This is a genomic window from Psychrobacter sp. NG25 (assembly GCF_015234355.1).
GTDB lineage: Bacteria > Pseudomonadota > Gammaproteobacteria > Pseudomonadales > Moraxellaceae > Psychrobacter.
In genome coordinates this window covers 1-25253 of record NZ_JADGMV010000011.1, presented here as the reverse complement: position 1 = coordinate 25253, position 25253 = coordinate 1, and the positions used below count along the sequence as shown (strand labels likewise).

Sequence of the window (25253 nt, the reverse complement as noted above, 5' to 3'; positions counted from 1 at the left end):
GAAGAAGCTTTTTACGAAGACGCTTTTTATGAAGCAACTGTCCATCAAGAGTTTTTATAAAGTTTTTCTTATGCAGATGTTTTCGGTAATTCAGACTCAACTAGCGACACCCAAACTTTTATACCGGTTTCAATAGCATCGTCATTAAAATCATAGGCTGCATTATGCAGAGGTTTGGACGGCGTACTGCCATCAACACCCAACCAAAAATAAGCGCCTTTTACGACTTGACTCATGAATGAGAAATCTTCAGAAGCCATTGAAGGCTCTACGTCCGTGTTTACATTCTCAGCACCCAATGCTTTAGTAGCAGCTTCTTTTATTTCAAGATAAGCCTGACTGTCATTGGTAGTCACTGGATAGCGGATATGGTAATCCATCTCGCCTGTAACGCCATATAACGGTGGCAACGTCATCACCATTTCTGTGAGCAAACTCTGTAGCGACTGGCGTACATCCATATCAAAACTACGTACCGTACCTTTCAAAATCGCAACATCAGGAATGACATTGGTGGTGTCCCCACTATTCATCTGCGTGACACTGATAACGCCTGACTGTAATGGTGATATGCGGCGCGATATAATCGACTGAATATTCGTAATGAGCGCGGCACCCGCTGCAATAGGATCAGCGCCTAAATGCGGCATGGCAGCATGCGTGCCTTTACCGGTTAGTGTAATTTCAAACGTATCAAAAGACGCCATCATTGGTCCGTCATTCACGGCGATTTGACCCACAGGCAGACCCGGCCAGTTATGTAGCCCATAAACAGCATCCATTGGGAACTTATCAAATAAGCCATCATCAATCATGGCTTTGGCACCGCCCAAGACTTCTTCGGCAGGTTGGAAAATTAAGTGAATAGTACCGCTAAAATTCTTACTCTCACTCAGATACTTAGCCGTGCCTAGTAGAACTGAAGTGTGGCCATCATGACCACAGGCATGCATACAGTTTGCATGCGTAGACTTATGCTCAACGTCGTTTTGCTCTTCGATGGGCAAAGCGTCGATATCAGCTCTTATACCAATGGTAGGTCCTGTGCCATTTTTTAATGTACCGACAACGCCAGTACCACCCAATCCTTGGTGAACCTCAATCCCAAAAGACTGTAACTTATCAACGATAAATGACGAGGTTTTGAATTCTTTAAACCCGAGCTCAGGCTGACTATGAATCTGTTTACGCCATTGTTTGACTTCGTCCAGCAATGCGTCATTAACCGACATTGAAACTGACATTGACTCTCTCCTTCGAGATTATTTATTGATAAAAACCATGTAAAACGGATGCAGGCTATTGTTGTTCTCACATCGCAGTAGCCACTGCTAACATACGCGACCTAGCAGTCGTTTTTAGAAAAACAAATAAGCCACTTAAAGTGGCTTATTTTGTATAACCAGATATAGATGTGGCTTTGTGATTTTTCTAAAGACAGTATATTAGCCTATCTACACGTATTGAGAAACCTAACTGTCAAAACTTTGGACGAAATGCCCGTCTGTGAATGTATTAGCCTGATTTATAGTCAACAAATAACCAGTAACTTGGACGTTGTACTGCCTGTTAATCACTCATTTAGAAACCCTTGAGAGCGATCGTTATGTCTTCAAGGGCTCTAACTAAAAAGGTTCTAACTAGCTGATGATAACCTTACTGTCATTTATCAAATTACTTATCGAACTCTTTAAAATCTGCTTTACGAATTTTAGCGTGGATGCCTTTGGTTTTATCCACGACCTGTGATACTTCAAAATCTGTAGCCGCACTGAGGTAAGCATAAGCGGTCGCTTCATCAATATCGTACTCTTGGTTTAAAAAGCGAATGGCTTCACGGGTAGATTTTTTCATTGCTTCATCTAGATCTTCATCTAGCCCTGGCGTGATCCAAAACTCCGCATTCTCTGCCAAAGGTTGAATAATTTCTTTACCAGGGATTTTATCCTTGCCAGCTTTTAATAAGGTAAATTTGAACGTGGCACGCGCAGAGGCTTCAAGTGCTGTTAACGCAACCTCACCATCGCCTTGTGCAAAGTGACTGTCACCTGTGTAAAACAATGCACCAGCGACTTGTACAGGATAGTAAACGGTTGAACCTGCACCCAATTCGTTGATATCGATATTGCCGCCATACATAGCAGGTGGTACAGAGTGTACTTTTTCTGAGGTATTGGCTGCGACACCCATCAGACCCATAAACGGCTCAAGTGGAAAACGGATAGATTTGCCAGAGTCAGTCTTTAGCACACCCTCATAGTCGCCTTTGGCATTTTTTTCTATCGGTGTAAACACGGACACATTGCCATAACGCTCAGGATGAGCAGCGGAAGCATTGGCTTGTTTTGGGATTTTTGGAAACTCTCCTGCTAAAGCACCTTTACCATGACGATTAGAGATGACGCCATAAGGTACTCGCGGCTCAACTTTGATGACTTCTACTTTTAGAATATCGCCCGGTTGTGCACCTTTAATTTCAATCGGTCCTGTCACAATATGCGGACCATCTTTATCAAAATCATGGTCTAAGTTGGACTGGGTGATTTTCTTTGCTTCATCCAAGATAAAGTCATCTTTGACCCCTTTGGACTTAAAGTATTTGGCAGCATCACGTCCCTGATCTTCGAGCAAGCCTTCATGCGAGACTGTATCAAACGTTACCACGCTACCAGAGGCCACGGACATAATAGGTTTGGCATCTTTATTCGGCAAATATCCCCACGTTATCGTATCTAGAGTCGAAGGTACGTAGTAATTCCCTTTATATTCGCCATTTGTTAGCTGCGTGGGTTTATCTGATATCTGCTTAAGCACAGTGAAGTCTTCTGCCTGAGCGGATGATACGCCAAGTGCACTGAGAACGAATAATGAAAGAACTGTATTTTTAAACATAGAATCTACCCTTGATAAATGAAACATAACAACAATGTTTTGCATCTAAGGTAGCGCAAGTTCCATGCCATAAAAAAATCAGTCTTATCGCTTAATTTGAGTAGAAAAAGCACCGTTTTGATACAATTTACTGCTCCAGTGAGGTGCTCTCCTTTATAAAAAGAATGGTTTTAGTGCATAAATATCTGCACCACTATTAGGTCTTCTAAAGCAAATCGTTACCTTTCTTCAAGTTTCATAAATATACGTAACATTGCAATCGGTTATCATCTCCTCTATCGAACGTGTAACGCGTTGCCACTTTTTTTATCTCAATAGGAAATAACAACAATGAAAAAAACAGTAATCAGTTTAATGTTAGCCGCCTCTACTTGCTTTGCCATGATAGCGCCAGCCAGTGCTGCTTTAAACGACTCATCAAAGCAGACTGTTCATAAGCAGAACCATAAAGATGACACGCATGAACAAAAAAATAAAACCTCAAACCCAAAAACTGTTAAACAACAAGAAAAAATTACCAAAGAGACTAAAAACACCAAGCAGGCTAATAATAAAAAGCAGACGGTAAAAACTAAAGCTGTCACGCCAAAAAAATCTACAGCACAACAACAACCTAGCAAGTCTAAAAACGTAACATCTGACCATAAATCGAAAGACAGTGAATACGACAAAAACCATAAGTCTTAATTAAGAAAAAAATCTCGACTGTGCTATCAAATGTCTTTAACAGACATCCGATATCACGCTCTAATACTGGTTACGCTATATCCTGCTAGCATCGTAGTAGCCTATTTTCTGTGTAAAAGGAGTTTTATCATGAAATACAAACTGACTCGTACCAATCAGCAGTTACTACTGGGCTTAGCCGTATTTGGGTCGACCATAATGCCTGTGACTTCTGCGGTTGCTATCATGCCAATGGGCTCAGAGTTTTTTCAGACAGAGTTATCTGAAACCACGTCTAGCACTGAAACAGCATTGATTAAAAAAGCGTTATCCAAAGAAGGCAGTTTGAAGAGAGAGAACGAACATCTCACTGCTTTTAGTAATAAATCGAAATTTTCAACGTTGATTAGAGAAAGCAAGCAATTTAGAGATCTTGAAAAACACAACACCGATATACTACATGACTAAAAACCTCTTAGAAGTCATAAGTGATTAGGGCGTATCCTCAATTCAATCGATAGTAATCTAAATGGGTTAAAAATGGCTAAGTACGTTTGGGCGGTACCGAATAGGTGCCGACTACGTGGGCTACGACATCATCAGAGCCTTCTGAATAAAGAGACACCTCGCCTACTATCAGCGTGCGCCCTACTTTCATTAAAGTACACTCGGCGATAATACGGGCATCCGCAGATGGTTTACGCAAAAAGTTAATGGTCAAACTCGTCGTCACGGTAAGTGGGACGATGCCTATTCTTCCGAGTATCGCGACATAGATGGCGACATCAGCAACGGCCATCATAACGGGGCCAGAGACTGTGCCACCAGGGCGCAGCTCATTTATACCAATATCATGCGATAAGATCGCGCCTTTTTCACTAACTGCCTCGACGACACATTTAGTTTGTGGAAACTCTAATGCCAGAAAGGCACTGATTTCTTCTTTAGTTGCAGACATAATTCTTCCTTGAATTGAACGGTCCTTTTTGTTTTGCCTGATATGTTTATGTAGTTGTTGCTAGGCGACAAGGTGAAAGAGTCTTCAGCATATGCTACTTCGCTCTTTTAGTGATTCAAATCCCGCACTACTTATACATATATCAATTTGTCACTGGCGTGCCTTCCGTACTAAACGCAAATCCTTTATTGCTAAAGTTACCAATCATAACGGCTTCGATAACTGGTTTAACCGTTTCATCTATTCCTTCGACTTCGATAATAAAGTTGGCACCTGAGCCGCCTTTATCCTCTTCTTTTTCGACGATATAATTGAGCGTGGCCATCGCTGGTAGCTCAATAGGTTTGTTGAGATATGATTTTACCAGCGCACCGTCCGTATCGTAATAATCAATTTTATTGATATACAGTGATTTTTTGAACGTCGTATTACGCACGCTCAACGTCGCCGACAGTAGTACTTTACGAGCATCTCTATCGGTATAAATATCAGAATAAATCGGCACATAAAAGGTTTGTTTATAACCAAACTGACTGCGATCTACGTCTGATGTAATTTCTAACTGTTCAATCGGGTCTTGTTGATGCTCGGACAGAAGAACATTCGGGTCTTGTGCGGACTGATCACAACCTGATAGCAGTGCCATTACGGCGATCAATAGAACAGATATTCTGCGCTTATTCATAATAATTTCCTTGTGGCCTCAGTATCACTGCGATTGGCAAACCACTATTTGATTTTATACCTTTATTTTTACACCCACACTACGTAAGAACTGGTTGATGTGTTTGTTGGCGCCATAAATGACCAATACATCGTGGTCTTGCAATACTTGCTCAGGCGTCGCCAACCCTTTAATACTAGGCTTACTCTGCGTACGACCAAAGCTGTCTTCATAATACTCATAGCGCATGGTACTAAGCAATCGGATATTAAACCTTTGCTCCAACTGTAACTCATCAACGGTACTACCTATTAGAACGTTTGGAATCTTAATCTCTACCATGCTGAAATTATCGCTCAACTCAAACGAATCGACAAAGTAGCGTAGCGACAGTCTTTTGGCCCAGCGGTTCGCCGCTTCTTTTTCAGGATGAATCAAATCATCAACACCAATAGCTTGTAGGACTTTTTCGTGCAACGGATTAATACTACGGCTTATCAGACGTTTGGCTTTTAACGTTTTAAATAGCGCTGTTGCCATGACATTTGCGCCTTGGTCTTCCCCAATCGCCACAATGACGATATCGGTATCAACGATTGGTAATCCGCTAACGGCATACTCGTCGGTGGCATCCATACAGAGGGTATGTGAGATGACTTCTTTATAGGCTTCTACCCTTTGCATGCTACTATCAATGGCAATCACTTCATGGCCTTGACTGGTCAACGCCGAACCCAGCGATGCGCCAAAATTTCCTAGCCCTACGATGATATATCTCATAATCTTAATGACCTTCTTCTAGTATTTTTTTGCTATTTTTTAAAAGCGAACCCGTCTGTTCTTTATGAATTAGTTAATCGTAATCTCTTCAGTGGGATAGCGATAATTGCGTTGGCGCATATTTTTGAGCAGCGCAATAAATATCGTTAGCATACTGACACGCCCAACAAACATAATGGCCGAAACCACCACTTTACTAAAATCTGATAAGTCTGCCGTCAAGTTCAAACTCAGCCCCACCGTGCTATAAGCTGAAAAACACTCAAACACTACTTTAATCAAATCAAGCTCTGGCTGATCATAACTGATGAGTGTCACACCCGTACCGATGACGAGTAGCGACAGCCACATAATAGAAAATGCGCGGCGTACAGAAATCTCAGCAATCTCCCGTTTGAATACCTCTATCTTGGTCTGCCCACGTGCCAGACTCAATGTATTTAATAGCGCAATCGCAAAGGTACTGGTCTTAATACCACCACCTGTCGAGTTTGGCGAGGCACCAATCCACATCAGAAATATCGTCAGCATCACGGTCGGAAACGTGAGATCACCCATATCAACGACGTTGAATCCTGCGGTACGCGGGGTAGCAGCAGTAAAGAACCCTGTTACTAGCTTCCCAAAAAAACTGGTATGCTCAGCGAGCACGTTATTGTATTCAAATATCATCACGCCGATCAGACCGACCAGTAATAACGCACCTGTGGTAATCAAAGTAATGCGGCTATTAATATTGAGTAGCCAAGGCTGATAAATGTAGCGTTGGTCATGAGGATATATCAGCCGCTGAGCACGATGACGCAAATACCGTAGGACATTGACCACGATGGTAAAGCCCATACCACCGAAGATAAATGTCATCGCAAGGATCAGCTGTAGCGGATAATTAAAGCGAAGCGAGTCATCATACAAGCCAGCACTAAATGTCGAAAACCCAGCATTACAAAAAGCAGAAATCGCGTGAAAGACAGAAAAGAATAGCTGCTCAGGCCAATCCATATCGGGTATGTCATAAATACTGATATAAATCAGAGTAGCCGCTACTGCCTCGACGGCAAATGTGATATACAAGATAGACTTGAGTGTCGACACCACATTACCCATACCGCGCATGTAAGACATCTCGCTGATGCTTGCTTGCGTCTCATAACTGACACCGCCTTTAAAAAAGTAACTAAAATAGGTCACAAAGGTCAAAATACCCAAGCCACCGATTTGTATCAGCCCCATGATGATAACTTGACCGAAAGTCGTAAAATAGGTCGCCGTATCCACGACGATAAGCCCTGTCACGCAAACTGCACTGGTCGCGGTAAATAACGCGTCAATAAAAGACAGCGGCTGCGTCGTCGCATTGGGCATCATCAGTAGTAGCGCCCCTACCAATATCACTACGAGAAAGCTCAAAATGAAAAACTGTGCGGGGTGCAGAAAGGTACGATTGAGATTAAAATTATGATCGGAGATTTCACGGATAAATGTGACAAACACGGCTATTTTGATTGCAACAAATCCATCAACCGCAGCGGACAATCCCGAGCGCACTAGGTCTGTGAAATGCGCGGTTAATAGAATGATAATTGCGATGCTGGTCAGTGTGTCGAAGACGGCGACTTTGTTAAAAGTTAGCGGCTTTTTTGTGTAGATATAGCGACCAGCAGTCACTATAAAACTTAAAAAGATAATCACTAGATAAAAAAGATGGAAAACTTGTTGTAGCCACGTCGGTAGTGTAAAACCACTATCTAACAAGGCAATCGCTACCCCGATGACACTAATGAGAATCGTAAAATTGTTTAATAAGCGATAACGCGTGGCTGCATTCATAGCCTGAGTCCATGACAACGATAACCACGATACTTATACTCCTTTTTTATCGTATCTACAAAAAGTGATTTAAGTTAATCGTAACCAATTATTGAGTCATCGCAGGTACTGATAATCAAAGCAGGTGAAGGAAGGCTCGCAAGGACATAGAGGCGCTAATAGCTCTGTCGCTTAATACGCATTTATTGAATTTTATTTTCTGTTACGGTCGCCATTTTCACACCGCCCCATGTCACCAATGCTACACCAATAGCAATTAAAGAAGCACCTAAGAACAGGCCTTCTGGTGGCTGCTCTCCTTGCAAAAATATAGCGACAGGTACACCGACAATGGCCCCTACCGAGCCTAACAAACTCAATAACACTGGTCCGCCTGTTTTTTGTAGCAGAAATAACAACAAAAACTGACCAGCAAACACACAAGATTGGATAGCTATTAAACCTAATGGCAACAGCCCTTCTCGTGGTATATCGATAGAAAAATCAGACATCATACTGAATAAGCCTAGCAGGAATGCCGCCGCAATCAGCATACCTGGAGCAAGTGCGCTAGGAGATGCCTTATCAGGCCAACGTAGTGTGCGATATATATTGCCAATGGCGAGTAAGACAGGACCACAAAGCGCTATTAATATCCAAAAAGTACTGGCATCTGGTGCAGAGAATTTATGCACAGCCAATACTCCAGCCCCAATTAGTGCGGTAGCCACGCCAGTAGCACGGATGATGTTGAATTTTTCTATGCGTAAGGTTAATGCCCCAAGGTAGGTAAGAAGTGGTGGTAGCGAGATAGTCAGCGCAACGAAACCTGCCCCGACATGAGGAATAGCGGAAAACAGCAGCAAGTTGGAACCTGCAACGCTGACCAGTGCAGCGATAAAGTAATACTCAAAGCTACGCGTGCTCAAAGGCATTGACTCATGCCTTGCTAGTGCAACAATTGATAAAATAAAGGCCGCACCAGCGATGGACCAAAACAGAAAGGCTAATGGCGTCAGACCTATGTCGCCTGCATATTTCGCCAAATTGGTCGAGATACCAGTGAGTGCACCGCCAGTCAACAAGCAAGCGAAAGGAATCAGCCATGTGTTTCTGTTGCGAGATATTTGCTGTTCCGTAGGCTCACTCATCAACGATCCTATAAGCTTTGTACCGCTTTGCTTGCCGCGTCAATAGCACCAGCGATATAACCAGGGAACGCCTCTGACCACTCACTACCGCAACCTGTTAGAAAGTCCTGCCACTCGCCTGTCTTTGGTTTTGATGGCGGGGCTACAGCATGCTGACCCGTACCAGTGACATCGGCAGCCGTCGCGGTAAATACATCTTGAGACCAGTCTTTGATATATTCAGCCTTTGGTTTGTTTGCTTGTACACCAAATAGACGTACCATCTGCGCGCGGCACTGTGATTTCAGTTCCATCTCTGAAACGCTTTGGCGCACGTGCGTAGGAATACCAAAGAAACCAAACACGGCACCTTCTCCCTCTACCAATGAAGCATCGTGAATCTCAGTAAGCGGCCCTATCGCACTTCTTGCTGCACCCGAAAGACCGTTATCTCGCCAAAAGGGCGAATCATAAACTGCCACATACTTGGCATGTGGTGCCATCCAAGTGGCTGTTTCTTGCCACTCTATCGATAAATCTTGCGGTAAAGCAGGTTCAAATACGATATTACTAACCGCCAACCTTGGTGGTAGCGCAAGTAATAAATGCTGCGCTTGATAAGTGATTATTTGACCAGCATTGATATGTTCAGAGCCATACTCACTGTCTATTTTAATATGCTGACCAGTCTTGGTTAAGCGCCTTACTATCTGTCCCGTTACGATACGCTTGGCATCCAAGCGAGCGTATAAAGCATCAGTTAGCGCCGTCATTCCACCCACGAGGCGCATAGATGGTGGCGAGCTCTGATAACCTTGTGCACGAATAGGCAACTCACTAGCACCACGTTCTACCATCATATCCCCCTCTTCGAACTGAGCGAAACGTGGTAAACCTAATGCCTCGATAAGACTGCTCAACTGCAGCTGATACTCTGGCCAAAACCACGACGGCCCTAAATCAAAACTGTCGTTTGATTTCTCACGATTAATACTTTGACTGCTAGCATTCTGAGCTACTGATGATTTGGCAACAGTGATACGCCCGCCCAATCTATCACGAGCCTCTATCAGTATATAGTCAATGCCTTTTTGTTCTAATAGGAAGGCAGCATACAATCCGCTTAATCCGCCACCGACGATCACCACTGGTACGTTTTGCATATCAAATACGTCCTATCTCATCAAGTACATTTAATCAGGACTACTCGATCAAAATTGTTCAAGTGAAACTACTCACCCAACAACTTAGTCAGCATCTCATCTATCTCAACTTTAAACTCTTTATCTTCAATCTTATTTGCCGTAATTTTGGCGTTTTGTAGACTTTGAATAGCCGCTTCTTTATTACCTGTCTCAAACTGTAACACCGCCATAGAAAAAGCAATCGACGACAGATGATCTTTTGAATTGATCGCCGTGGCTTTGACCAGTGCTTTGTCATAAATGACCAGTGCTTCGTCCAAATCTTCTGTAAAGTCAGCAAGCGTTTCCCACTGCTCTGGATGATCTTTGTCTGTGTTTTCGTTATCCGTACAGATAGCTTTTAGCTCAGCATAAAACGCATCAAATGCTTCTTGATTACCAATACGGTCAGCCTCTAGTAACTCTTCTGCCAATTTATAAATAGATTTATATATTTTGGTATTAATCATTGCTTACAACCTTTTATTGACTTGGGGTATAGATTATTTGGTTAGGATTATAACGTAATTCTAGGGCGTGTCCTCATTTTAAAAATGGTGATAAAAATGAGATAAATTGCAGTCAAACAAGGAAAATAGCGTAGATAATATCGGGATATTAACCAGCTATTTAACGATGTTTGGCAAAATTTAGCCATTTTTAGCCCGTTTAGATATGATCAATTGAATTGCGGACACGCCCTAGCGGCTCAGATGATTGCCACAGAAAAGGACACGATATTTATATGGCTGTTATTAAGGTTGCTATTCATACTATAGTCGATTCAATTTAAAAGTAGTACAAGACAACCAAGTGTAGATGTATATGTGATACTTCAAGCGAGGTTAACGCTGTAATACTTTTATAGTGGAATGACTATATTAAGGTTACAACTCTCGCCAGTGCAACCAAAGCCGCGTATCTAGCTCAAACTGATGGTAATCTGGCTCCATATGGCAGCATAATTGATAAAACGCTTTGTTATGCTCATGCTCTTTGAAATGCGCCAACTCATGCACGACAATCATGCGTAAAAACTCAGGCGGCGCTTCTTGAAACAAGCTGGCTACCGTGATGCTGTTGTGCGATTTGAGCTTACTACCTTGTATGCGAGACTGGGTGGTATGAATACCTAGCGCATGTTTAAGAACTTTTAACTTGCTGCTATAGCTGACATTCGATAGCTGTCCCACTTTGCGCATATACTGGTTTTTAATATCATTGATATACTGATAAAGAGCTTTATCACTTTTTATTTGGTGCTGAGTAGGATACTTTTTTTCTAGATACGCGCCCAAGTTACCATCGCTAATAAGTAGCGCGGCTTGGGTTTGAACTTGCTCAGAATAATGAGCGATGTACTTTAATGTAGTCACGAACCTATCCTTTACTGATGCGTTACCACGTATCGACGCGGTCTAAATGAATTTTACCTTATATTGGTGCGCTTTATTAGAGCGTGTCATCATTTAGGTTGTGAGGCATAAACAAACCCCATAAGTTGAATCCAACTTATGGGGTTGTTTCTTACAAGATTTTTACTGAACTATTTGGAGCATATTAATGAGTGAATTAACGCTCTAAATGTAGATACTGTAAATGACGCTCGTACTGATTTAAGATATCGACCAATACCTGCTCTTTGGAATAGCCAACCAAGTCATACTCTTGCGAGCCTTCGCTTAAGAACACTTCTGCACGATAATAGTACTCTGCATTCTTAGTTGAGGTGCTCAGTGTAAAGTTAGGACGCTCCGCTTTAATCAAGTTAACTTCATAAATAAAGTCATCTTCATCGCCATGTCCAACTCGCAATTTTAGACCATCTATTTGACCGCTACTCTCATCCATACCTTCATCTATATCTTGTCCGATATGTGCAGGGTTACGGATATCCAAAGACGTTTTTAGACCGCCTGCGGCAAACTCTTTTTCAACTTCCGTCATGGCAGGTCTGACCACATTTTGTAAAAACTGTTCCACTTGTGCATGTTTAGGGAAACTGACAATACGTTGCAAGCGTGCTTTCCAGCTCTTCCCGCTGTCCAACACATTAGCCGTGCCGATTGTACTGGCTTTACGCTTATTGCCTTCTTCTTTTAATGACCTCCACATCGACACCATATAGAGCACGAGAATGAGCGAGAACGGCAAACCTGCAATCACAGATACTGACTGTAATGAGGCAAAGCCACCTGCAAATAATAGTCCTAAGGTGATAAAGCCTGTTGCCGCTGCCCAAAACAAGCGCAACCAAACAGGGGCATCTGTGTCGTTGGTCATGCCACGTGAGCTCAAGTTCGCGAGTACTAACGCGCCTGAATCTGCTGAGGTCACAAAAAAGATAAGTCCAATGATCACACCAGCGAATGACAAAATATCGCTGTAAGGAAAGTATTCAAATAAGGCAAACATGCCCATTGCTGCGTCATTAACCGCGATTTCACCCAGCTCAGTGGCACCATTGGCAACCAAATCTATCGCTGAATTACCAAAGATAGAGAACCAAGCAAAGATAAAGCCAAGCGGGATAAACATCACACCAAAGACAAACTCACGCAGCGTGCGACCACGGCTAATACGTGCAATAAACAGGCCTACAAACGGTGCCCAAGCAACCCACCATGCCCAGAAAAATATCGTCCAACCTGATTTCCAGTCAGCGCCAGCTTGACCATCATAAGCATAAACATCAAAGGTTTTAAAAATAATGGTTTGGAAATACTGTCCGATATTTTGAGTAAAGGTATTCAGCAGATAGACCGTATTACCCATTACTAATATGGCAATCAATAGCAATATCGACGATAGCATGTTGAATTCAGAGAGGCGACGTACGCCTTTTTCCACACCTGTCATCGCAGATACCGCTGCCGCCGCGACAACACCTATGATAATGATCGTTTGAACCGTTTTGCTCGATTCAATACCAAACACATGGGTCAGTCCAGCATTGGCCTGCAATACCCCAATACCCAAACTGGTGGCGATCCCCATCAAGGTACAAACAACACCAAAGGTATCAATACCATCGCCCAACCAGCCTTTGATTAAGCGCTCACCAAAAATAGGCGTCAATGGCGAACGTAGTGCCAATGGCATGTTTTTACGATAAGCGAAGTATGCCAATGCCATACCGATTAGGGCGTAAATACCCCAGCCATGTAGTCCCCAATGTAAAAAGGTCTGCGCAAGTGCCTCACGCATAGCCTCCGCACTGGCAGGTTCTAAACCAGTATGCGGTGTCAAATAATGCATCAAAGGCTCAGAGGCACCAAAGAATAATAAGTCAATACCGATACCAGCGGAGAACAGCATCGCCGCCCACGCTAGGAAAGGAAATTGTGCTTTTTCGTGGTCTTGCCCAAGCTTGATATCACCGTACTTTGAAAAACCAACAAACAAGGCAAATATACTATAAGCGGCAACCACTAGCATGTAATACCAGCCAAAGCTCTCTGATATCCATGCCATGCTCGAACTTAACAATGTCTCACTATAAGTTGGAAACGCAATCGTCCAAATTATCAATAAAATAGAAATAATAGCTGAGCCTAAAAAAACCGTCTTATTTAGAGTCAGGGGTTTTGCCGCATCATTTGATGGCGAGCTGTACATAAAAGACCTCAATAGGTAAATTAAACAGGGTCTGATATTGCTTTGTCCGTCATAATCTTATGACTGATAGTCATACAAGATATAAATCACCGCATGACGCACAAAGCAGTACCAATAAATAAAGATTTGTTGCTCAAGTAATGGCTACTTCAGTAATTATTTAAGCAACAAGGCAAGTCATTAAAAATCAATCTTAATGGCATTCATTTTCTAAAACAGTAGCGGGGATAAAAAAGACCTTTATATAAAAGGCCTTCTTATCAACATCATTTATTAACACTCTTCATAAACGCTATGTCATATAGCTGTTTTATATCGCTATGTAGACAGCCATTTATTAGCATTGAATTTAAACAGAACCATAAGCCCGCATCGGCTCAGCTCTCAATGGCGCACCATTAGCAGTAAAATAATCTACCGTCGAACGTGGTAGCCGTACGCCGCGCATCTTATCAACGATTTTTTCTGCCAACATAATGGTCGTTGCGTTGAGATTGCCACTGATGATATTTGGCATAATCGATGCATCAACGACACGCAAGCCATCGATACCATGTACTAGCCCTTCGCCATTGACGACCGAATCATTGCCTTCGCCCATCGCACAAGTACAAGATGGATGATAAGCCGTCTCGCTATGATTACGGACATACTCATCCAACTGCGCATCGGTCACTAGATCATCGGTTGGTGCGATCGAGCGACCACGATACGGATCAAGCGCTGGCTGATGCATGATCTCACGAGTAATACGCATAGCAGCACGGAACTCTTGCCAGTCTTGATCATGAGACATATAGTTGAACAAGATACTTGGATGAGCGCTTGGATCTTTTGAAGTCAGCTTGACACGGCCACGACTGGGCGAGCGTAATGAGCCCACATGTGCTTGGAAACTATGCGATTTAACCGCACTGCGGCCATCGTAGCGTACCGCGAGTGGTAAGAAATGGTACTGAATATTAGGATGCGTGAATTTTTCATCGGTACGAATAAAACCGCCACCTTCGAACTGATTTGACGCGCCCAGTCCAGTACCATTGAATAACCACTCTGCACCGATGGCGGGCTTATTCCACCATTTATTGGAAGGCGCAATCGACACTGGCAGCTTACATTCATACTGCATATACAGCTCTAAATGATCTTGCAGATTATTACCCACACCTGGCAAATCCAGAATCTCATTGACACCTAAATCTTTTAGCCACTGACCAGGGCCAATACCAGAGCGCTGCAATAATTGTGGTGAGGCAATCGCACCAGATGAGACAATCACTTCACGAGAGGCATGAAAGTTCTTGGTTTGACCTTGATGCTCGACTTTGACACCGATAGCACGCTTACCATCAAACAAAATCACATCGGTCAATGCACCCGTCAAAATCGTGATATTGCTGCGCGGCTTAGCACGGTCCAGATAACCACGAGCCGTTGAAGCGCGGCGACCATTAGGCGTCACGAAACGATCCATTGGCCCAAAGCCTTCTTGCTGATAACCGTTTAAATCGTCGGTACTTGGATAGCCAGCTTGCACGCCCGCTTCAATCATCGCTTGAAACAGTGGATTGACCCCTGGTTTTGAGGTCGTCATCTCAACAGGACCACCTACACCATGATAGTCATTCTCGCCAGCATCGCGGTTTTCTAACTTTTTAAAATAAGGCAGGCAATCCAGATACGTCCAATCTTCTAGGCCTTTAATCTTAGACCAATCATCAAAATCTAGTGCGTTACCACGGATATAACACATACCGTTAATCAGTGACGAGCCGCCAAGTCCTTTACCGCGACCGCAGTCCATGACGCGGTTATTCATATTCGGTTCAGGATCTGTCTTGTAGCCCCAGTTATAGGTCGTTCCTTGCAACGGCATGGCGAGCGCTGCTGGCATCTGCGTACGAAAATCTAAGCGATGGTCTGGACGACCCGCTTCTAGTAGCAGCACCTTAATGTTGGCATCTTCGGTCAAACGCGTGGCCAGCACATTGCCTGCTGAGCCTGCGCCGACGATGATGTAATCATACTCAGGTGTGGTTGATGTCATAAAACGCTCCATAATATTGAAAAATAAATCATTTACTATCAGTAAGGCCAATTAAAAAGGAAAGATAAGACCTAATGAATAACCCTTACTGGCTTCGTTTTTCTCAATAAAAGTAATTAAAAGACTGATTCAAACTTACCCAACTCTACTTGGATAGATTTGGTCTGCGTATAGTGTTCAAGGGCTTCAATGCCGTTTTCTCGGCCAACACCTGAATGCTTATAACCGCCGACTGGCATTTGAGCGGCTGACTCGCCCCATGTATTTAACCAGCAGATACCCGCTTCAATTTGAGCGATAACTCGATGTGCTCGGGTCAAGTCAGCAGTCACGACCCCAGCTGCCAATCCATATTCGGTATCATTGGCACGGCGGATGACTTCTTCTTCGGTCTCATAAGTCAATATCGACATCACTGGGCCAAAGATTTCTTCACGTACGATAGTCATCTCATCGGTGCAATCAGTGAATACCGTCGGTGCGACGAATGCGCCATTTGCCAATTCGCCTGTTGTCACACGGTCACCACCTGTTAGCAGTCGTGCACCACTGGCTTTACCTTGCTCAATATAGCCAAGTACTCTTTCCATATGCGGGAAGCTGACTAGTGGGCCCATGTTGATGTTTTCATCCATCGGATCACCCAGTTTAATACGCTCGACACGCGTCAAAATCGCTTGCTCAAACTTAGCTTGCATGGCTTTAGGAATGAACACGCGCGTACCATTGGTACATACCTGACCACTACTATAGAAGTTCGCCATCATCGCGATGTCAGCAGCCGTATCGATATCTGCATCATCAAATATAATCAATGGTGACTTACCACCCAGCTCTAGCGTCACGTCTTTCAGAGACGATGATGCCGCGCTAGACATGACTTTTTTACCCGTCGGTACGCCACCGGTAAATGAGACTTTGGCAATATCAGGATGCTGAGTTAAGGCCTCACCCACTTTATAATTGCCTTGCACGACGTTGAACACGCCATCTGGTAAACCTGCTTCTGTCAAAATTTCTGCCAGTTTCAATGCAGTTAACGGTGTCACTTCTGACGGCTTAAAGATCATCGCGTTACCCGCAGCCAATGCTGGTGCTGCTTTCCACATCGCGATTTGAATCGGATAGTTCCATGCACCAATACCAGCGACCACGCCAAGTGGCTCACGGCGAGTATAGACAAAGCTGGTATCACGCAATGGAATCTGACGACCCTCAATCATTGGTGCAAGACCCGCATAATATTCAACCACATCAGCACCTGTAACGATATCGACATACTTGGTTTCAGAATACGCTTTACCTGTGTCTTTCGTTTCGAGCAATGCCAATACATCGTTGCGTTCGCGCAATATCTCAACGGCCTTTGATAAGATTCGACCACGCTCAACTGCTGTCAATGCTGCCCAAACTTTTTGACCTTTTTGTGCGGCTTTCACAGCCTCGTCGATTTGCTCATTGGTCGTTTGTTGAACGGTAGCCAACAACTCACCTGTCGCTGGATTGATGTCTTCAAAAGTAGCCAAAGACTCATCGACAGCCAGATAACGACCATTGATATAAGCAGTTTGTATTTGTTCTAAGTCGATAATGTCTGTTAAATTATTTGAGTTTGTATGAGTAGCTGTCATGGAGTGCTCCTTACGACGACTGGTACAAGCGCTATAAAATCACGCCTACCGAATAATTTCGTCATGGTTTCAGTTTTAAAAATAAAAGTTGCATCGTTATATGATGACAAGTCGTTATGTGGTTAAAAGTCGTTATGCGATTATCAATTGTTCTTTAATAAATCTTTGGGTGCGGCACTTTAATTAACGTGCTATATCATGCTTATGAATCAAAGCCACGTTGCGTCATTTTTATTAGACGCTCACGTAGCGATTTCTTATCCGAGATATTGATACCTGAGAAGTCAGAAAGCCAAATCCCATCAGCGACCAACCGCACCATACACAATGTCTCGGTATTATCGGTTGCTTCATGCTTTTGTAATTGCTCATTTGCCCACTTGGCCCACAATTCACGCAGCTCACTATCGCCTAGCATCAATACATATAGCGTCGCTTGACTGTCAAACTCTTCCTGCCCTTTTTCGCCTAGACTGATGGTGGCATCTATATAAGCACGGGTAAAAGAGCCATAACGCACTGGATCTTTTGCCATTGCGCTATCTACCTCTGCCTCAAACTTCGCCATCGCATCATGAAACACTTCAAGAATGAGCGCATTTTTAGTAGCGAAATGATGCATGATGCCGCCTTTAGTCACCCCAACTGCATCTGCCACGGCTTGGAAAGTGACTTTCGACAACCCTTGCTCTAGCGTTATTCGTGCGGCCTGATCGAGCAGCGCGCGACGAATAACTTCTGGTTGTTTTTTACGTTTATGAGCGTTTTCAATTTCCATATCAGTGCACCACAGAATTAGAGAGTAAATTCATCACCATCACACCGCCTACAATCATAGCAATACCAACCACTGCCGCTGTATCAAGGCTTTGCTTAAAAAATATCAAGCCAACGAGCGATGTCAGTACGATTCCGAGTCCGCCCCACAGCGCGTAGGCAATACCAAGCGGTATGGTCTTAAGGGTCTGCGCCAACAAATAAAATGAGATGACATAAAGCAAACCCATAATGAGCGTCGGCACCAAACGCGTGAACTGCTCTGACTTCATCAAAAAAGTAGTGCCGATCACTTCACAAATGATGGCAATGGCTAAATAACCATAAGCAATAGTGGTAGGACTCATATTTAACATACCTTTTTCGAATCAAGCATATTCCTCGATTCAATATCAATTGGTCATAATAAATTGTTTGAGCATGTATTAAAGATACCGTACGGTCGGTATTCTATAGACATATTCTAGCAATGTGAAGGGCTAACTCATAAGTTTTTTGTTTCAAGTGATGTATGTATTGCGTTAATATTCAAAAAGATAGGCGATTTGTCTAATCAAATATAGGCTTGAAACCTAAGCGCAAAGACGGATGCAAGGTTACTTCGACTACTTATCAGAACCACTTTTCTCTTTGGTCGATGCACTTAATAAAATTATCGACGGCCGAGCCAATAAATAACAACTTGAGACTCACCTATCTACCAGAACTGCCCATTTAACAGGCGATAACGAGCTATTTTGAATTAATTACAACAATATTGATAATTAATGGCGTAATAAGGTTGACAGCCTATGATGACTTGGCTAAAATACGCCCCACATAACGCAAACAAGATAAGCAATTGTTCTTATATAATGCTTACTAAACTTACTGTTATGACCATCTATTCTCCAATAGCTCAGTTGGTAGAGCAACGGACTGTTAATCCGTGTGTCCCTGGTTCGAGCCCAGGTTGGAGAGCCATATACTGAAAACCTTCATCATTACTTGATGAAGGTTTTTTTATGGTCGCCATTTATATATGTGATGGTCACAATATTCGCATGGCTACTGTGTTCTTTTGTGCATTTTTGTTGTATGGTAAGTGAAGTATTGATTGGGTTAATTTTTGTCTGAGCGCTTTACTCCTACTCACTAAAAGTAATGGTTTATTATGATACCTGTACGTGTAAAAAATAGATTTTCTGATCATCCACAAAAAATCATGCGCCCAGTCAGCATTCGCCTGTCTGAAGAAATGATTTCGCTACTAGAAGCGACGTCGTCGGATTTAGGTTTTAAACGTATCCAAGGTCTTATCCGCCTATATATTCGTCAGGGCCTTGATCGTGATCATCAGGATTATACGTTAGCCCATGATGAAGTTTTTATCGAAACACTACGTAAGCGCGGTGTTAGCCAGCATATTATTGATGAGGCTATTGTTGTGACGCATAATAATAATATTACTCACTCATTGTCTGAGCTACAAGAAAACGACCAAGCTAATGACCAAACGAATAATTAGCCAGCTGCATTAAAAGCAACATGCCAATGGGTATTGAATAACAACAATCATTCAAAACCATTATTAACCGTCAGCTTTTACGGCTTTTAATAAAAAAAGACTGAGTCCGCCTAATCGCACTCAGTCTTTTTTATGGGCATCATAACCATATCCTTTGCGATTTCTTACTATCATTCGCTTTGACCAACACTACTCCTACCCTTTGCTTCTGTCACGAACGTAATAACATACCTATTTTATTTCCATACAGCCTTTAGCGATAACTAAACACAAGCAATCTTCAAACGAGGTATATTAATAAAAAGACCACTATAGTCGGTTCAATATAATGTCGATATCAAAAAACCAAGCGAAGATGACGATGTAGCAGATTTATATAAACGTGACTATATTATCGCTCTTTATTTTTCATAGGGATTTACAAGGAGGTGTACGATGATGGGTTTATATCAGCGTTTAGACAAAGCATTGTTACTAGCGGTTGCTTTGGCAGTGCTGCCAGTCGTTTCTGCGTGCTCACAGCCACAAACCGATCCAAACAAAAAAACAATACCGACCAATTCAGACCAGTGGCAAAAAGAGCTCGGTACTACCTTTGAGCAACTACCCAAGGCTGATCAACAAGTCCTTAGCCGCTATATGTTACGAATGAAGCTAAGCGGTGCTTATGAGTCAGGCGCGATGCCACGTACCACTATCAAACAAGCCCTCATACAGCAGCGTGAATACGAGCGCTTACATCCAAACAATCCTACCGGTAAGAAAAGCCCTATTATCAAGGGTCAGCAAGCAGCAACCGCTAACGCACAGAACTATCCTATTGCCTTGCTGCCAGTCAAGACCAGCGACGACGATAGCTTAAACCAAGTAAAACTACAGTTCATGCTATCAAACCACGGTCAGGTCGCTATTCAAAGCTTTAGAGGGACGCTAATCATGCAAGACGCGCAGCTGACGAAAGGCAAAAGATTCAACGTGCCCTCGACACCGTTTGATCCGCCCATTCAACCAGAGCAGTCTGGCAAAATCATCATTGAGAGCAGTATAGAAGACATCAACGTCATGCGTGCCATAAAAAACACCAAGGATATGACTATCATGATTAGCGAAGGTGTTTTAACGTTAGAGGATGGACAAACCGTGGAGTTTGATGAGTCGCTAATGAAATAAATGATGTCATTGCTAGGGCGTGTTATCAATTAGCACATTAATACATTTAGTGGCCTTAAAATGGCTAAATTTTGCTAAACATCGTCAGTAATTTTGTCAATATGTTCATATTAACGGCAATTCCTTCCTTGTTTATCTACAATTTTTCTCATTTTAAGCCTCACAATCTAATTGATGACACGCCCTAGTTAATTACAAGTTAGTTCATTGCCACATTATTGAAAAAAGCCATTGGAAAAGAACATAAAAAAAAGCCCCGATCATTGCTGATTGGGGCTTTTTCGAATTTGGAGGAGACGGAGAGATTCGAACTCTCGAAGGGCTACAAACCCTTGTCGGTTTTCAAGACCGGTGCATTCAACCACTCTGCCACGTCTCCATAGGTGCATCATTATAACGATATAAAATAAAAATGCAACAAAAAAAGCCGCAATCATTATTAATGATTGCGGCTTTCGAATTTGGAGGAGACGGAGAGATTCGAACTCTCGAAGGGCTACGAACCCTTGTCGGTTTTCAAGACCGGTGCATTCAACCACTCTGCCACGTCTCCATTGGTGGACTATTATAGCGATATAACCTGAGAATGCAAGCAATTAATTTAACGAATTTAAATTATTTTGATGCTATCGTTGATTCCGTTTAAAAGAGAGTCAAGGCCACTGAGTGCAGATGTATATATCATAATTCAAGCGAGATTAACGCTGTCACTATTTTATAAAAAATTGACTATATTTATAGGGGGTTAACTATAGGTTTTTTATTAGATGCCAGATGTAGGCACATATCTAGCAGTCTGTTGGCATAACCCCATTCATTATCATACCAAGCAAAAACCTTATATTGCTCGCCCACTTGCATCAACTGCTGCCCATCGATGATAAGCGACTCTGTTTGATGGATAAAATCACTTGAGACCAATGGTTCCTCGGTATAAGCCATAATATCAATCAAATTACCTTGGCTAGCCAACTTCAGCACGTCACGAATATCATCGACACTCACGTTAGGCGCATCAAACACAAAAGTCACGTCAATGGCGGCAACATCGATGGTTGGTACACGTATTGAGTGCCCATTTATTTTGCCTATCATCGACGGCAGCACCCGCTCTGTCGCTGCGATACTGCTAGACGTGGTCGGAATAATATTATAACCAGAAGCCCTTGCGCGTCTCGGATCTCGATGCGCCTGATCGAGTACCGTTTGGTCGGCCGTGACCGCGTGAATCTCGGTCATCATGGCTGATTTGACACCAAATGCAGTATCGAGGGTCGCAATCAAGGGCACCAATGCCTGCGTGGTACAAGAAACACTTGAAATAATCGGAAGCTCACGCGTTAACTCGTCCGTATTGACACCCATAACGATACAAGCATCCACATCGTCAAAGGGCGCTGCACCAATAATCACTTGCTGCGCGCCAGCCGCTCTATGCAGCTGAGATTGCTCATAAGAGCGGAAATGACCTGTACACTCTAATACCACATCAACACCTAACGCTTCCCAAGGCAGATTTTTCGGATCTGCCTCCGACAGCATATTGATACAGTAGGTTAGATTACTCTTCGTCAGACAGAGCTGAGTCTTGCTAGTATCGTCGGCACCACTCTCTACAATCTCGGCACTCACGCCCAGTCGACTCAAGCGCCCATGTGTACTATCAAACTTTAATAAATGCAGCAAGATATCCGCTGGCGCTAAATCATTAATCGCCACCACATGAATCGCCCGACCTAACACTTCAAAGCGCTCTAGCAATGCGCGCAATACATTGCGTCCTATACGCCCAAAACCATTAATAGCCACTCTCAATGGCTGTATGTGCTCACCAGTGGCATAAAGCGCTGCTACGACAGGGTCAGACGTCAATTGATAGGTGGCGCTAGAAAAATCAGGCATAACAAGTTATCGCTATAAAGAGAGATATAAAATTGAGCACTGCAATTTCAGCACTACAATGGAACAAAAACCATGCGCTTTAATGGTTTTAACAATAGGTTCAATATTAGGGCATGTTGCCCATTCACAAGAGGCACGCAATTAGTCACTGATGATTACCATAGTCGAATGTTTAACAAGCGCTAAGGTGTTATAAAGATAAGTGCCAATCGAATGGTATTGTAGTCAATGCTTTGTTTAAGATGGTCAAATATCGGACGTAGCTTAATACTACCATCATCATTAAAATCGTTCGGATTATTGGCAACTTTAATCACCACATAGGCATTACCAACGGCTGTCATCACCTCATCTTCTGGACGCAGATGATCACAAGCCAAGCTTGGGTCTTGAGATTTTAACTCGCCAATATGGCGCATGATGGTGGATTGTGACAGCTGACGGGCTTGAGAGATTTCTGCAATAGACAGACTCTCTTCTAATAGTATTCTGGTCGCTAGCAATGTACTGTCTGACTTATCAGATACTTGATTGCCCATTTTTTGCTTTTTATCTAGCTGCGCCTGCTGTTGCTCGCGGCGTTTCTTTTGTAGATTGGCATAACCATCAATCACTGTCTTACTCAGGGTGCCACCTGATTTTAGAACGAACTTCTCATGTGCCTGCGTCATACTCTCTTCATCGAGCATCGCATAATTGGCATCAGCTTCCTCAGATAACACTAGAAACCGCTTGTCTGCACCACGAGCTAATGGATCTAGCTGCAGGCTCATGTCGTTCATGCCCAGCAACTGCAAACCTGCTAGCGACTTGAGCCTTGATAAGGCTACATAGCCTTGTCCTAACTCAAAGGTACGCGACAAATCTATCTCAGCAGCGTCCAGTGTCATACCTTGTGACTTGTGAATAGTAATCGCCCATGCCAGACAAAGCGGTACTTGCTCATAGCTTGCTAGTACTTCACCTGTTTCATCTTCGATGATCCACTCTTCAGGCTCAGCGATAACTTCACGCCCTGAATTGAGCCTAACGACAGGCATTCTCTGTGTCGTTGGTTTTTTGGCTTTTGGTTTTTCTTTGTCTTTTTTGGTTTTACTCTTTGTACTTTTGGCAGACGCTTCCTCACTGTCGGCAGTGCTGTCGACATCGTCATCTTCAATCAAAGCATCACTGGTATCTTTGCTATCGTCGACTTTCACCGCAGCAAAACCTATCAGCTCACCCATCGTACCGTTAGAGACACCAAGCTCGGTGTTGTTTTTGATAAACATCACCTTTGAGCCAACTTTGAGCACTAAATCATCTTGGGTGCGTACTGTCTTTTTGAGTGTTTCAACCAGCTTACTATCACCCGTAGACGTTGCCTCAAAGCGCATCATCTCACCAGATAATGCCGCCAATTCTTTATCATTGATTTTATTGACGTTGAGATTATGCGTATACAGACGGGTGCGCTTGATATCGACGTTTTGGTCAAAGGTAGCTTCTAGCGCAGCAATCGCGTCAAAGGTGACTTCTTGACGACGAATTTGGTTCAAAATATCGTCCAAATCAAGACCACCGTTGGCCGCCTCACTCACTTGTCGATGCTGCTCAGACAAGTAACAAATATGAAACTTGGCATCGAGCCACGCCTCAGACATAAAAGCAAACTTCTCACGGTTGCTCTCGCCTTTGCTACCTATCGGTGGTAACTGAAAAAAGTCCCCTGCCACCACGACCTGAATACCGCCAAATGCTTTATCATTTTTGCGAATATGTTTGAGTACCTGACTCACCAAATTAATCTGCTTGGCATGCAGCATCGATATCTCATCAATGATGAGTACTGCCGTGTCCTTTAATCTATCTGCTAAAAACTGTTTGCGTGACAACGTGGTCAAGTCGCGGTCGCTTAGCTCATCTTTGATACCAATACCTGACCAGCTATGAATCGTCGTGCCATTCATATGCGTGGCCGCAATCCCCGTACTGGCCGTGACCGCAACAGGCACACGGCGTGCACGTAGATAATCGATGTATTGATTGAGTGTATAGGTCTTACCTGAACCTGCTGAGCCAGTCAAAAAGACATTTTGACCTGTTTTTAGGATATCAAGAGCAGAAGATTGACGCATATATTCAAACCAACCAATAACTTAGAAGAAAAAGAAAAGAGAGCAGACATCAGCAAATTTATAAATGCCGTAGCCTAAAATATTGGCAATAATTATAACAGCTACATCCACTTTACGAACCCTTTTAACTGACACATTTTCCATAACTAAATTTTATGAGTCTATTCATTAGTTATTATTAAAAGTGAGTATAACTCTGCTCAAAAGTTGAGTAGTATGAAGTGAGAACTTGATCAGGAAGATTCGGTGGCGATGAGATAAGCAGTTATTTTACACGATGATGTAATAAATAATTGCTTATATATGACTTGCCTCATACATAAAACAACAAGGAGCAGTTAATGTTATATCCCTATCCAAATACCGAAAAAAGCCAAGTCCAATTCCGCGAAAAATACGAC

21 protein-coding genes and 3 tRNA genes are annotated in these 25253 nt (G+C 43.0%); 5 read left to right on the top strand and 19 right to left on the bottom strand.

Features of this window, described 5'->3' with window-relative positions:
• Positions 1–68 precede the first annotated feature (68 nt).
• The gene (locus IPZ60_RS13775) at positions 69–1244 is read right to left on the bottom strand and encodes a M20 aminoacylase family protein (RefSeq protein WP_265087470.1); all 1176 of its coding nucleotides are present in this window, start codon (positions 1242–1244) and stop codon (positions 69–71) included.
• Between the two features lie 430 nt (positions 1245–1674).
• Positions 1675–2892: an acetamidase/formamidase family protein gene (locus IPZ60_RS13770; RefSeq protein ID WP_194198294.1), complete on the bottom strand. Its 1218-nt coding sequence runs from the start codon at positions 2890–2892 to the stop codon at positions 1675–1677.
• A 330-nt stretch (positions 2893–3222) separates the two neighbouring features.
• On the opposite strand from IPZ60_RS13770, the gene IPZ60_RS13765 reads away from it, so the two are divergent.
• Entirely contained in the window at positions 3223–3579 is a 357-nt protein-coding gene (locus tag IPZ60_RS13765) for a hypothetical protein (RefSeq protein ID WP_194198293.1), read from the top strand.
• Positions 3580–3708: 129 nt separating this feature from the next.
• Positions 3709–4026: a hypothetical protein gene (locus tag IPZ60_RS13760; RefSeq protein WP_194198292.1), complete on the top strand. Its 318-nt coding sequence runs from the start codon at positions 3709–3711 to the stop codon at positions 4024–4026.
• A 76-nt stretch (positions 4027–4102) separates the two neighbouring features.
• Here the strand turns inward: IPZ60_RS13760 and IPZ60_RS13755 are convergent, their stop codons facing one another.
• From IPZ60_RS13755 to IPZ60_RS13695, 13 genes are all read right to left on the bottom strand, one after another.
• Complete coding sequence (locus IPZ60_RS13755; protein ID WP_194198291.1) at positions 4103–4516, bottom strand: PaaI family thioesterase; 414 nt, start codon at positions 4514–4516, stop codon at positions 4103–4105.
• A gap of 142 nt (positions 4517–4658) precedes the next feature.
• A complete protein-coding gene (locus IPZ60_RS13750) occupies positions 4659–5201 on the bottom strand; it encodes a DUF3124 domain-containing protein (protein WP_194198290.1) in 543 nt (180 codons plus the stop codon).
• Positions 5202–5255: 54 nt separating this feature from the next.
• Positions 5256–5960, bottom strand: a complete 705-nt coding sequence (locus tag IPZ60_RS13745; RefSeq protein ID WP_194198289.1) for a TrkA family potassium uptake protein — start codon at positions 5958–5960, stop codon at positions 5256–5258.
• Positions 5961–6029: 69 nt separating this feature from the next.
• Positions 6030–7790 (bottom strand): potassium transporter TrkG, encoded by a 1761-nt coding sequence (locus tag IPZ60_RS13740; protein WP_194198288.1) that lies wholly within the window; start codon positions 7788–7790, stop codon positions 6030–6032.
• A 182-nt stretch (positions 7791–7972) separates the two neighbouring features.
• Positions 7973–8920, bottom strand: coding sequence for a DMT family transporter (locus IPZ60_RS13735; protein ID WP_194198287.1), 948 nt, complete (start codon positions 8918–8920; stop codon positions 7973–7975).
• 8 nt (positions 8921–8928) lie between these two features.
• Positions 8929–10062 (bottom strand): FAD-dependent oxidoreductase, encoded by a 1134-nt coding sequence (locus tag IPZ60_RS13730; RefSeq protein ID WP_194198286.1) that lies wholly within the window; start codon positions 10060–10062, stop codon positions 8929–8931.
• Positions 10063–10130: 68 nt separating this feature from the next.
• Complete coding sequence (locus IPZ60_RS13725; protein WP_194198285.1) at positions 10131–10553, bottom strand: tetratricopeptide repeat protein; 423 nt, start codon at positions 10551–10553, stop codon at positions 10131–10133.
• 417 nt (positions 10554–10970) lie between these two features.
• Positions 10971–11459, bottom strand: a complete 489-nt coding sequence (locus IPZ60_RS13720) for a M48 family metallopeptidase (RefSeq protein WP_194198284.1) — start codon at positions 11457–11459, stop codon at positions 10971–10973.
• A gap of 196 nt (positions 11460–11655) precedes the next feature.
• Positions 11656–13701 carry a choline BCCT transporter BetT gene (gene betT / locus IPZ60_RS13715; protein WP_194198283.1) on the bottom strand — a complete coding sequence of 682 codons (2046 nt, stop codon included), beginning with the start codon at positions 13699–13701 and terminating at the stop codon, positions 11656–11658.
• A 349-nt stretch (positions 13702–14050) separates the two neighbouring features.
• Positions 14051–15748, bottom strand: a complete 1698-nt coding sequence (betA, locus tag IPZ60_RS13710) for a choline dehydrogenase (protein ID WP_194198282.1) — start codon at positions 15746–15748, stop codon at positions 14051–14053.
• Between the two features lie 116 nt (positions 15749–15864).
• On the bottom strand, positions 15865–17379 hold the full coding sequence (gene betB / locus IPZ60_RS13705; RefSeq protein ID WP_227669380.1) for a betaine-aldehyde dehydrogenase: 1515 nt from the start codon (positions 17377–17379) through the stop codon (positions 15865–15867).
• Between the two features lie 202 nt (positions 17380–17581).
• A complete protein-coding gene (locus IPZ60_RS13700; RefSeq protein ID WP_194198281.1) occupies positions 17582–18157 on the bottom strand; it encodes a TetR/AcrR family transcriptional regulator in 576 nt (191 codons plus the stop codon).
• Between the two features lies 1 nt (position 18158).
• Positions 18159–18503 carry a multidrug efflux SMR transporter gene (locus IPZ60_RS13695; RefSeq protein ID WP_194198280.1) on the bottom strand — a complete coding sequence of 115 codons (345 nt, stop codon included), beginning with the start codon at positions 18501–18503 and terminating at the stop codon, positions 18159–18161.
• 540 nt (positions 18504–19043) lie between these two features.
• Here IPZ60_RS13695 and IPZ60_RS13690 point away from each other — a divergent pair.
• From IPZ60_RS13690 to IPZ60_RS13680, 3 genes are all read left to right on the top strand, one after another.
• Positions 19044–19119: transfer RNA gene (locus tag IPZ60_RS13690), tRNA-Asn, on the top strand.
• Between the two features lie 190 nt (positions 19120–19309).
• Complete coding sequence (locus IPZ60_RS13685; RefSeq protein WP_110924297.1) at positions 19310–19663, top strand: CopG family transcriptional regulator; 354 nt, start codon at positions 19310–19312, stop codon at positions 19661–19663.
• Between the two features lie 435 nt (positions 19664–20098).
• Complete coding sequence (locus IPZ60_RS13680) at positions 20099–20833, top strand: hypothetical protein (RefSeq protein ID WP_227669379.1); 735 nt, start codon at positions 20099–20101, stop codon at positions 20831–20833.
• A 288-nt stretch (positions 20834–21121) separates the two neighbouring features.
• Here the strand turns inward: IPZ60_RS13680 and IPZ60_RS13675 are convergent.
• The 4 genes from IPZ60_RS13675 to IPZ60_RS13660 all read right to left on the bottom strand — a co-directional run bounded on the left by IPZ60_RS13675 (position 21122) and on the right by IPZ60_RS13660 (position 24852).
• Positions 21122–21212: transfer RNA gene (locus IPZ60_RS13675), tRNA-Ser, on the bottom strand.
• Between the two features lie 83 nt (positions 21213–21295).
• A tRNA-Ser gene (locus IPZ60_RS13670) sits at positions 21296–21386 on the bottom strand.
• 182 nt (positions 21387–21568) lie between these two features.
• Positions 21569–22735 (bottom strand): type I glyceraldehyde-3-phosphate dehydrogenase, encoded by a 1167-nt coding sequence (locus IPZ60_RS13665; protein WP_227669378.1) that lies wholly within the window; start codon positions 22733–22735, stop codon positions 21569–21571.
• A 182-nt stretch (positions 22736–22917) separates the two neighbouring features.
• Complete coding sequence (locus IPZ60_RS13660) at positions 22918–24852, bottom strand: AAA family ATPase (RefSeq protein WP_194198279.1); 1935 nt, start codon at positions 24850–24852, stop codon at positions 22918–22920.
• Positions 24853–25253 lie beyond the last annotated feature (401 nt).

Coding starts and splice junctions, on each gene's coding strand:
- betB (WP_227669380.1), bottom strand. CDS start 17,379: ATGACAGCTACTCATACAAACTCAAATAATTTAACAGACATTATCGAC.
- IPZ60_RS13725 (WP_194198285.1), bottom strand. CDS start 10,553: ATGATTAATACCAAAATATATAAATCTATTTATAAATTGGCAGAAGAG.
- IPZ60_RS13745 (WP_194198289.1), bottom strand. CDS start 5,960: ATGAGATATATCATCGTAGGGCTAGGAAATTTTGGCGCATCGCTGGGT.
- IPZ60_RS13775 (WP_265087470.1), bottom strand. CDS start 1,244: ATGTCAGTTTCAATGTCGGTTAATGACGCATTGCTGGACGAAGTCAAA.
- IPZ60_RS13755 (WP_194198291.1), bottom strand. CDS start 4,516: ATGTCTGCAACTAAAGAAGAAATCAGTGCCTTTCTGGCATTAGAGTTT.
- IPZ60_RS13685 (WP_110924297.1), top strand. CDS start 19,310: ATGATACCTGTACGTGTAAAAAATAGATTTTCTGATCATCCACAAAAA.
- IPZ60_RS13765 (WP_194198293.1), top strand. CDS start 3,223: ATGAAAAAAACAGTAATCAGTTTAATGTTAGCCGCCTCTACTTGCTTT.
- betT (WP_194198283.1), bottom strand. CDS start 13,701: ATGTACAGCTCGCCATCAAATGATGCGGCAAAACCCCTGACTCTAAAT.
- IPZ60_RS13750 (WP_194198290.1), bottom strand. CDS start 5,201: ATGAATAAGCGCAGAATATCTGTTCTATTGATCGCCGTAATGGCACTG.
- IPZ60_RS13760 (WP_194198292.1), top strand. CDS start 3,709: ATGAAATACAAACTGACTCGTACCAATCAGCAGTTACTACTGGGCTTA.
- IPZ60_RS13700 (WP_194198281.1), bottom strand. CDS start 18,157: ATGGAAATTGAAAACGCTCATAAACGTAAAAAACAACCAGAAGTTATT.
- IPZ60_RS13665 (WP_227669378.1), bottom strand. CDS start 22,735: ATGCCTGATTTTTCTAGCGCCACCTATCAATTGACGTCTGACCCTGTC.
- IPZ60_RS13770 (WP_194198294.1), bottom strand. CDS start 2,892: ATGTTTAAAAATACAGTTCTTTCATTATTCGTTCTCAGTGCACTTGGC.
- IPZ60_RS13695 (WP_194198280.1), bottom strand. CDS start 18,503: ATGAGTCCTACCACTATTGCTTATGGTTATTTAGCCATTGCCATCATT.
- IPZ60_RS13660 (WP_194198279.1), bottom strand. CDS start 24,852: ATGCGTCAATCTTCTGCTCTTGATATCCTAAAAACAGGTCAAAATGTC.
- IPZ60_RS13735 (WP_194198287.1), bottom strand. CDS start 8,920: ATGAGTGAGCCTACGGAACAGCAAATATCTCGCAACAGAAACACATGG.
- IPZ60_RS13730 (WP_194198286.1), bottom strand. CDS start 10,062: ATGCAAAACGTACCAGTGGTGATCGTCGGTGGCGGATTAAGCGGATTG.
- IPZ60_RS13740 (WP_194198288.1), bottom strand. CDS start 7,790: ATGAATGCAGCCACGCGTTATCGCTTATTAAACAATTTTACGATTCTC.
- IPZ60_RS13680 (WP_227669379.1), top strand. CDS start 20,099: ATGATGGGTTTATATCAGCGTTTAGACAAAGCATTGTTACTAGCGGTT.
- betA (WP_194198282.1), bottom strand. CDS start 15,748: ATGACATCAACCACACCTGAGTATGATTACATCATCGTCGGCGCAGGC.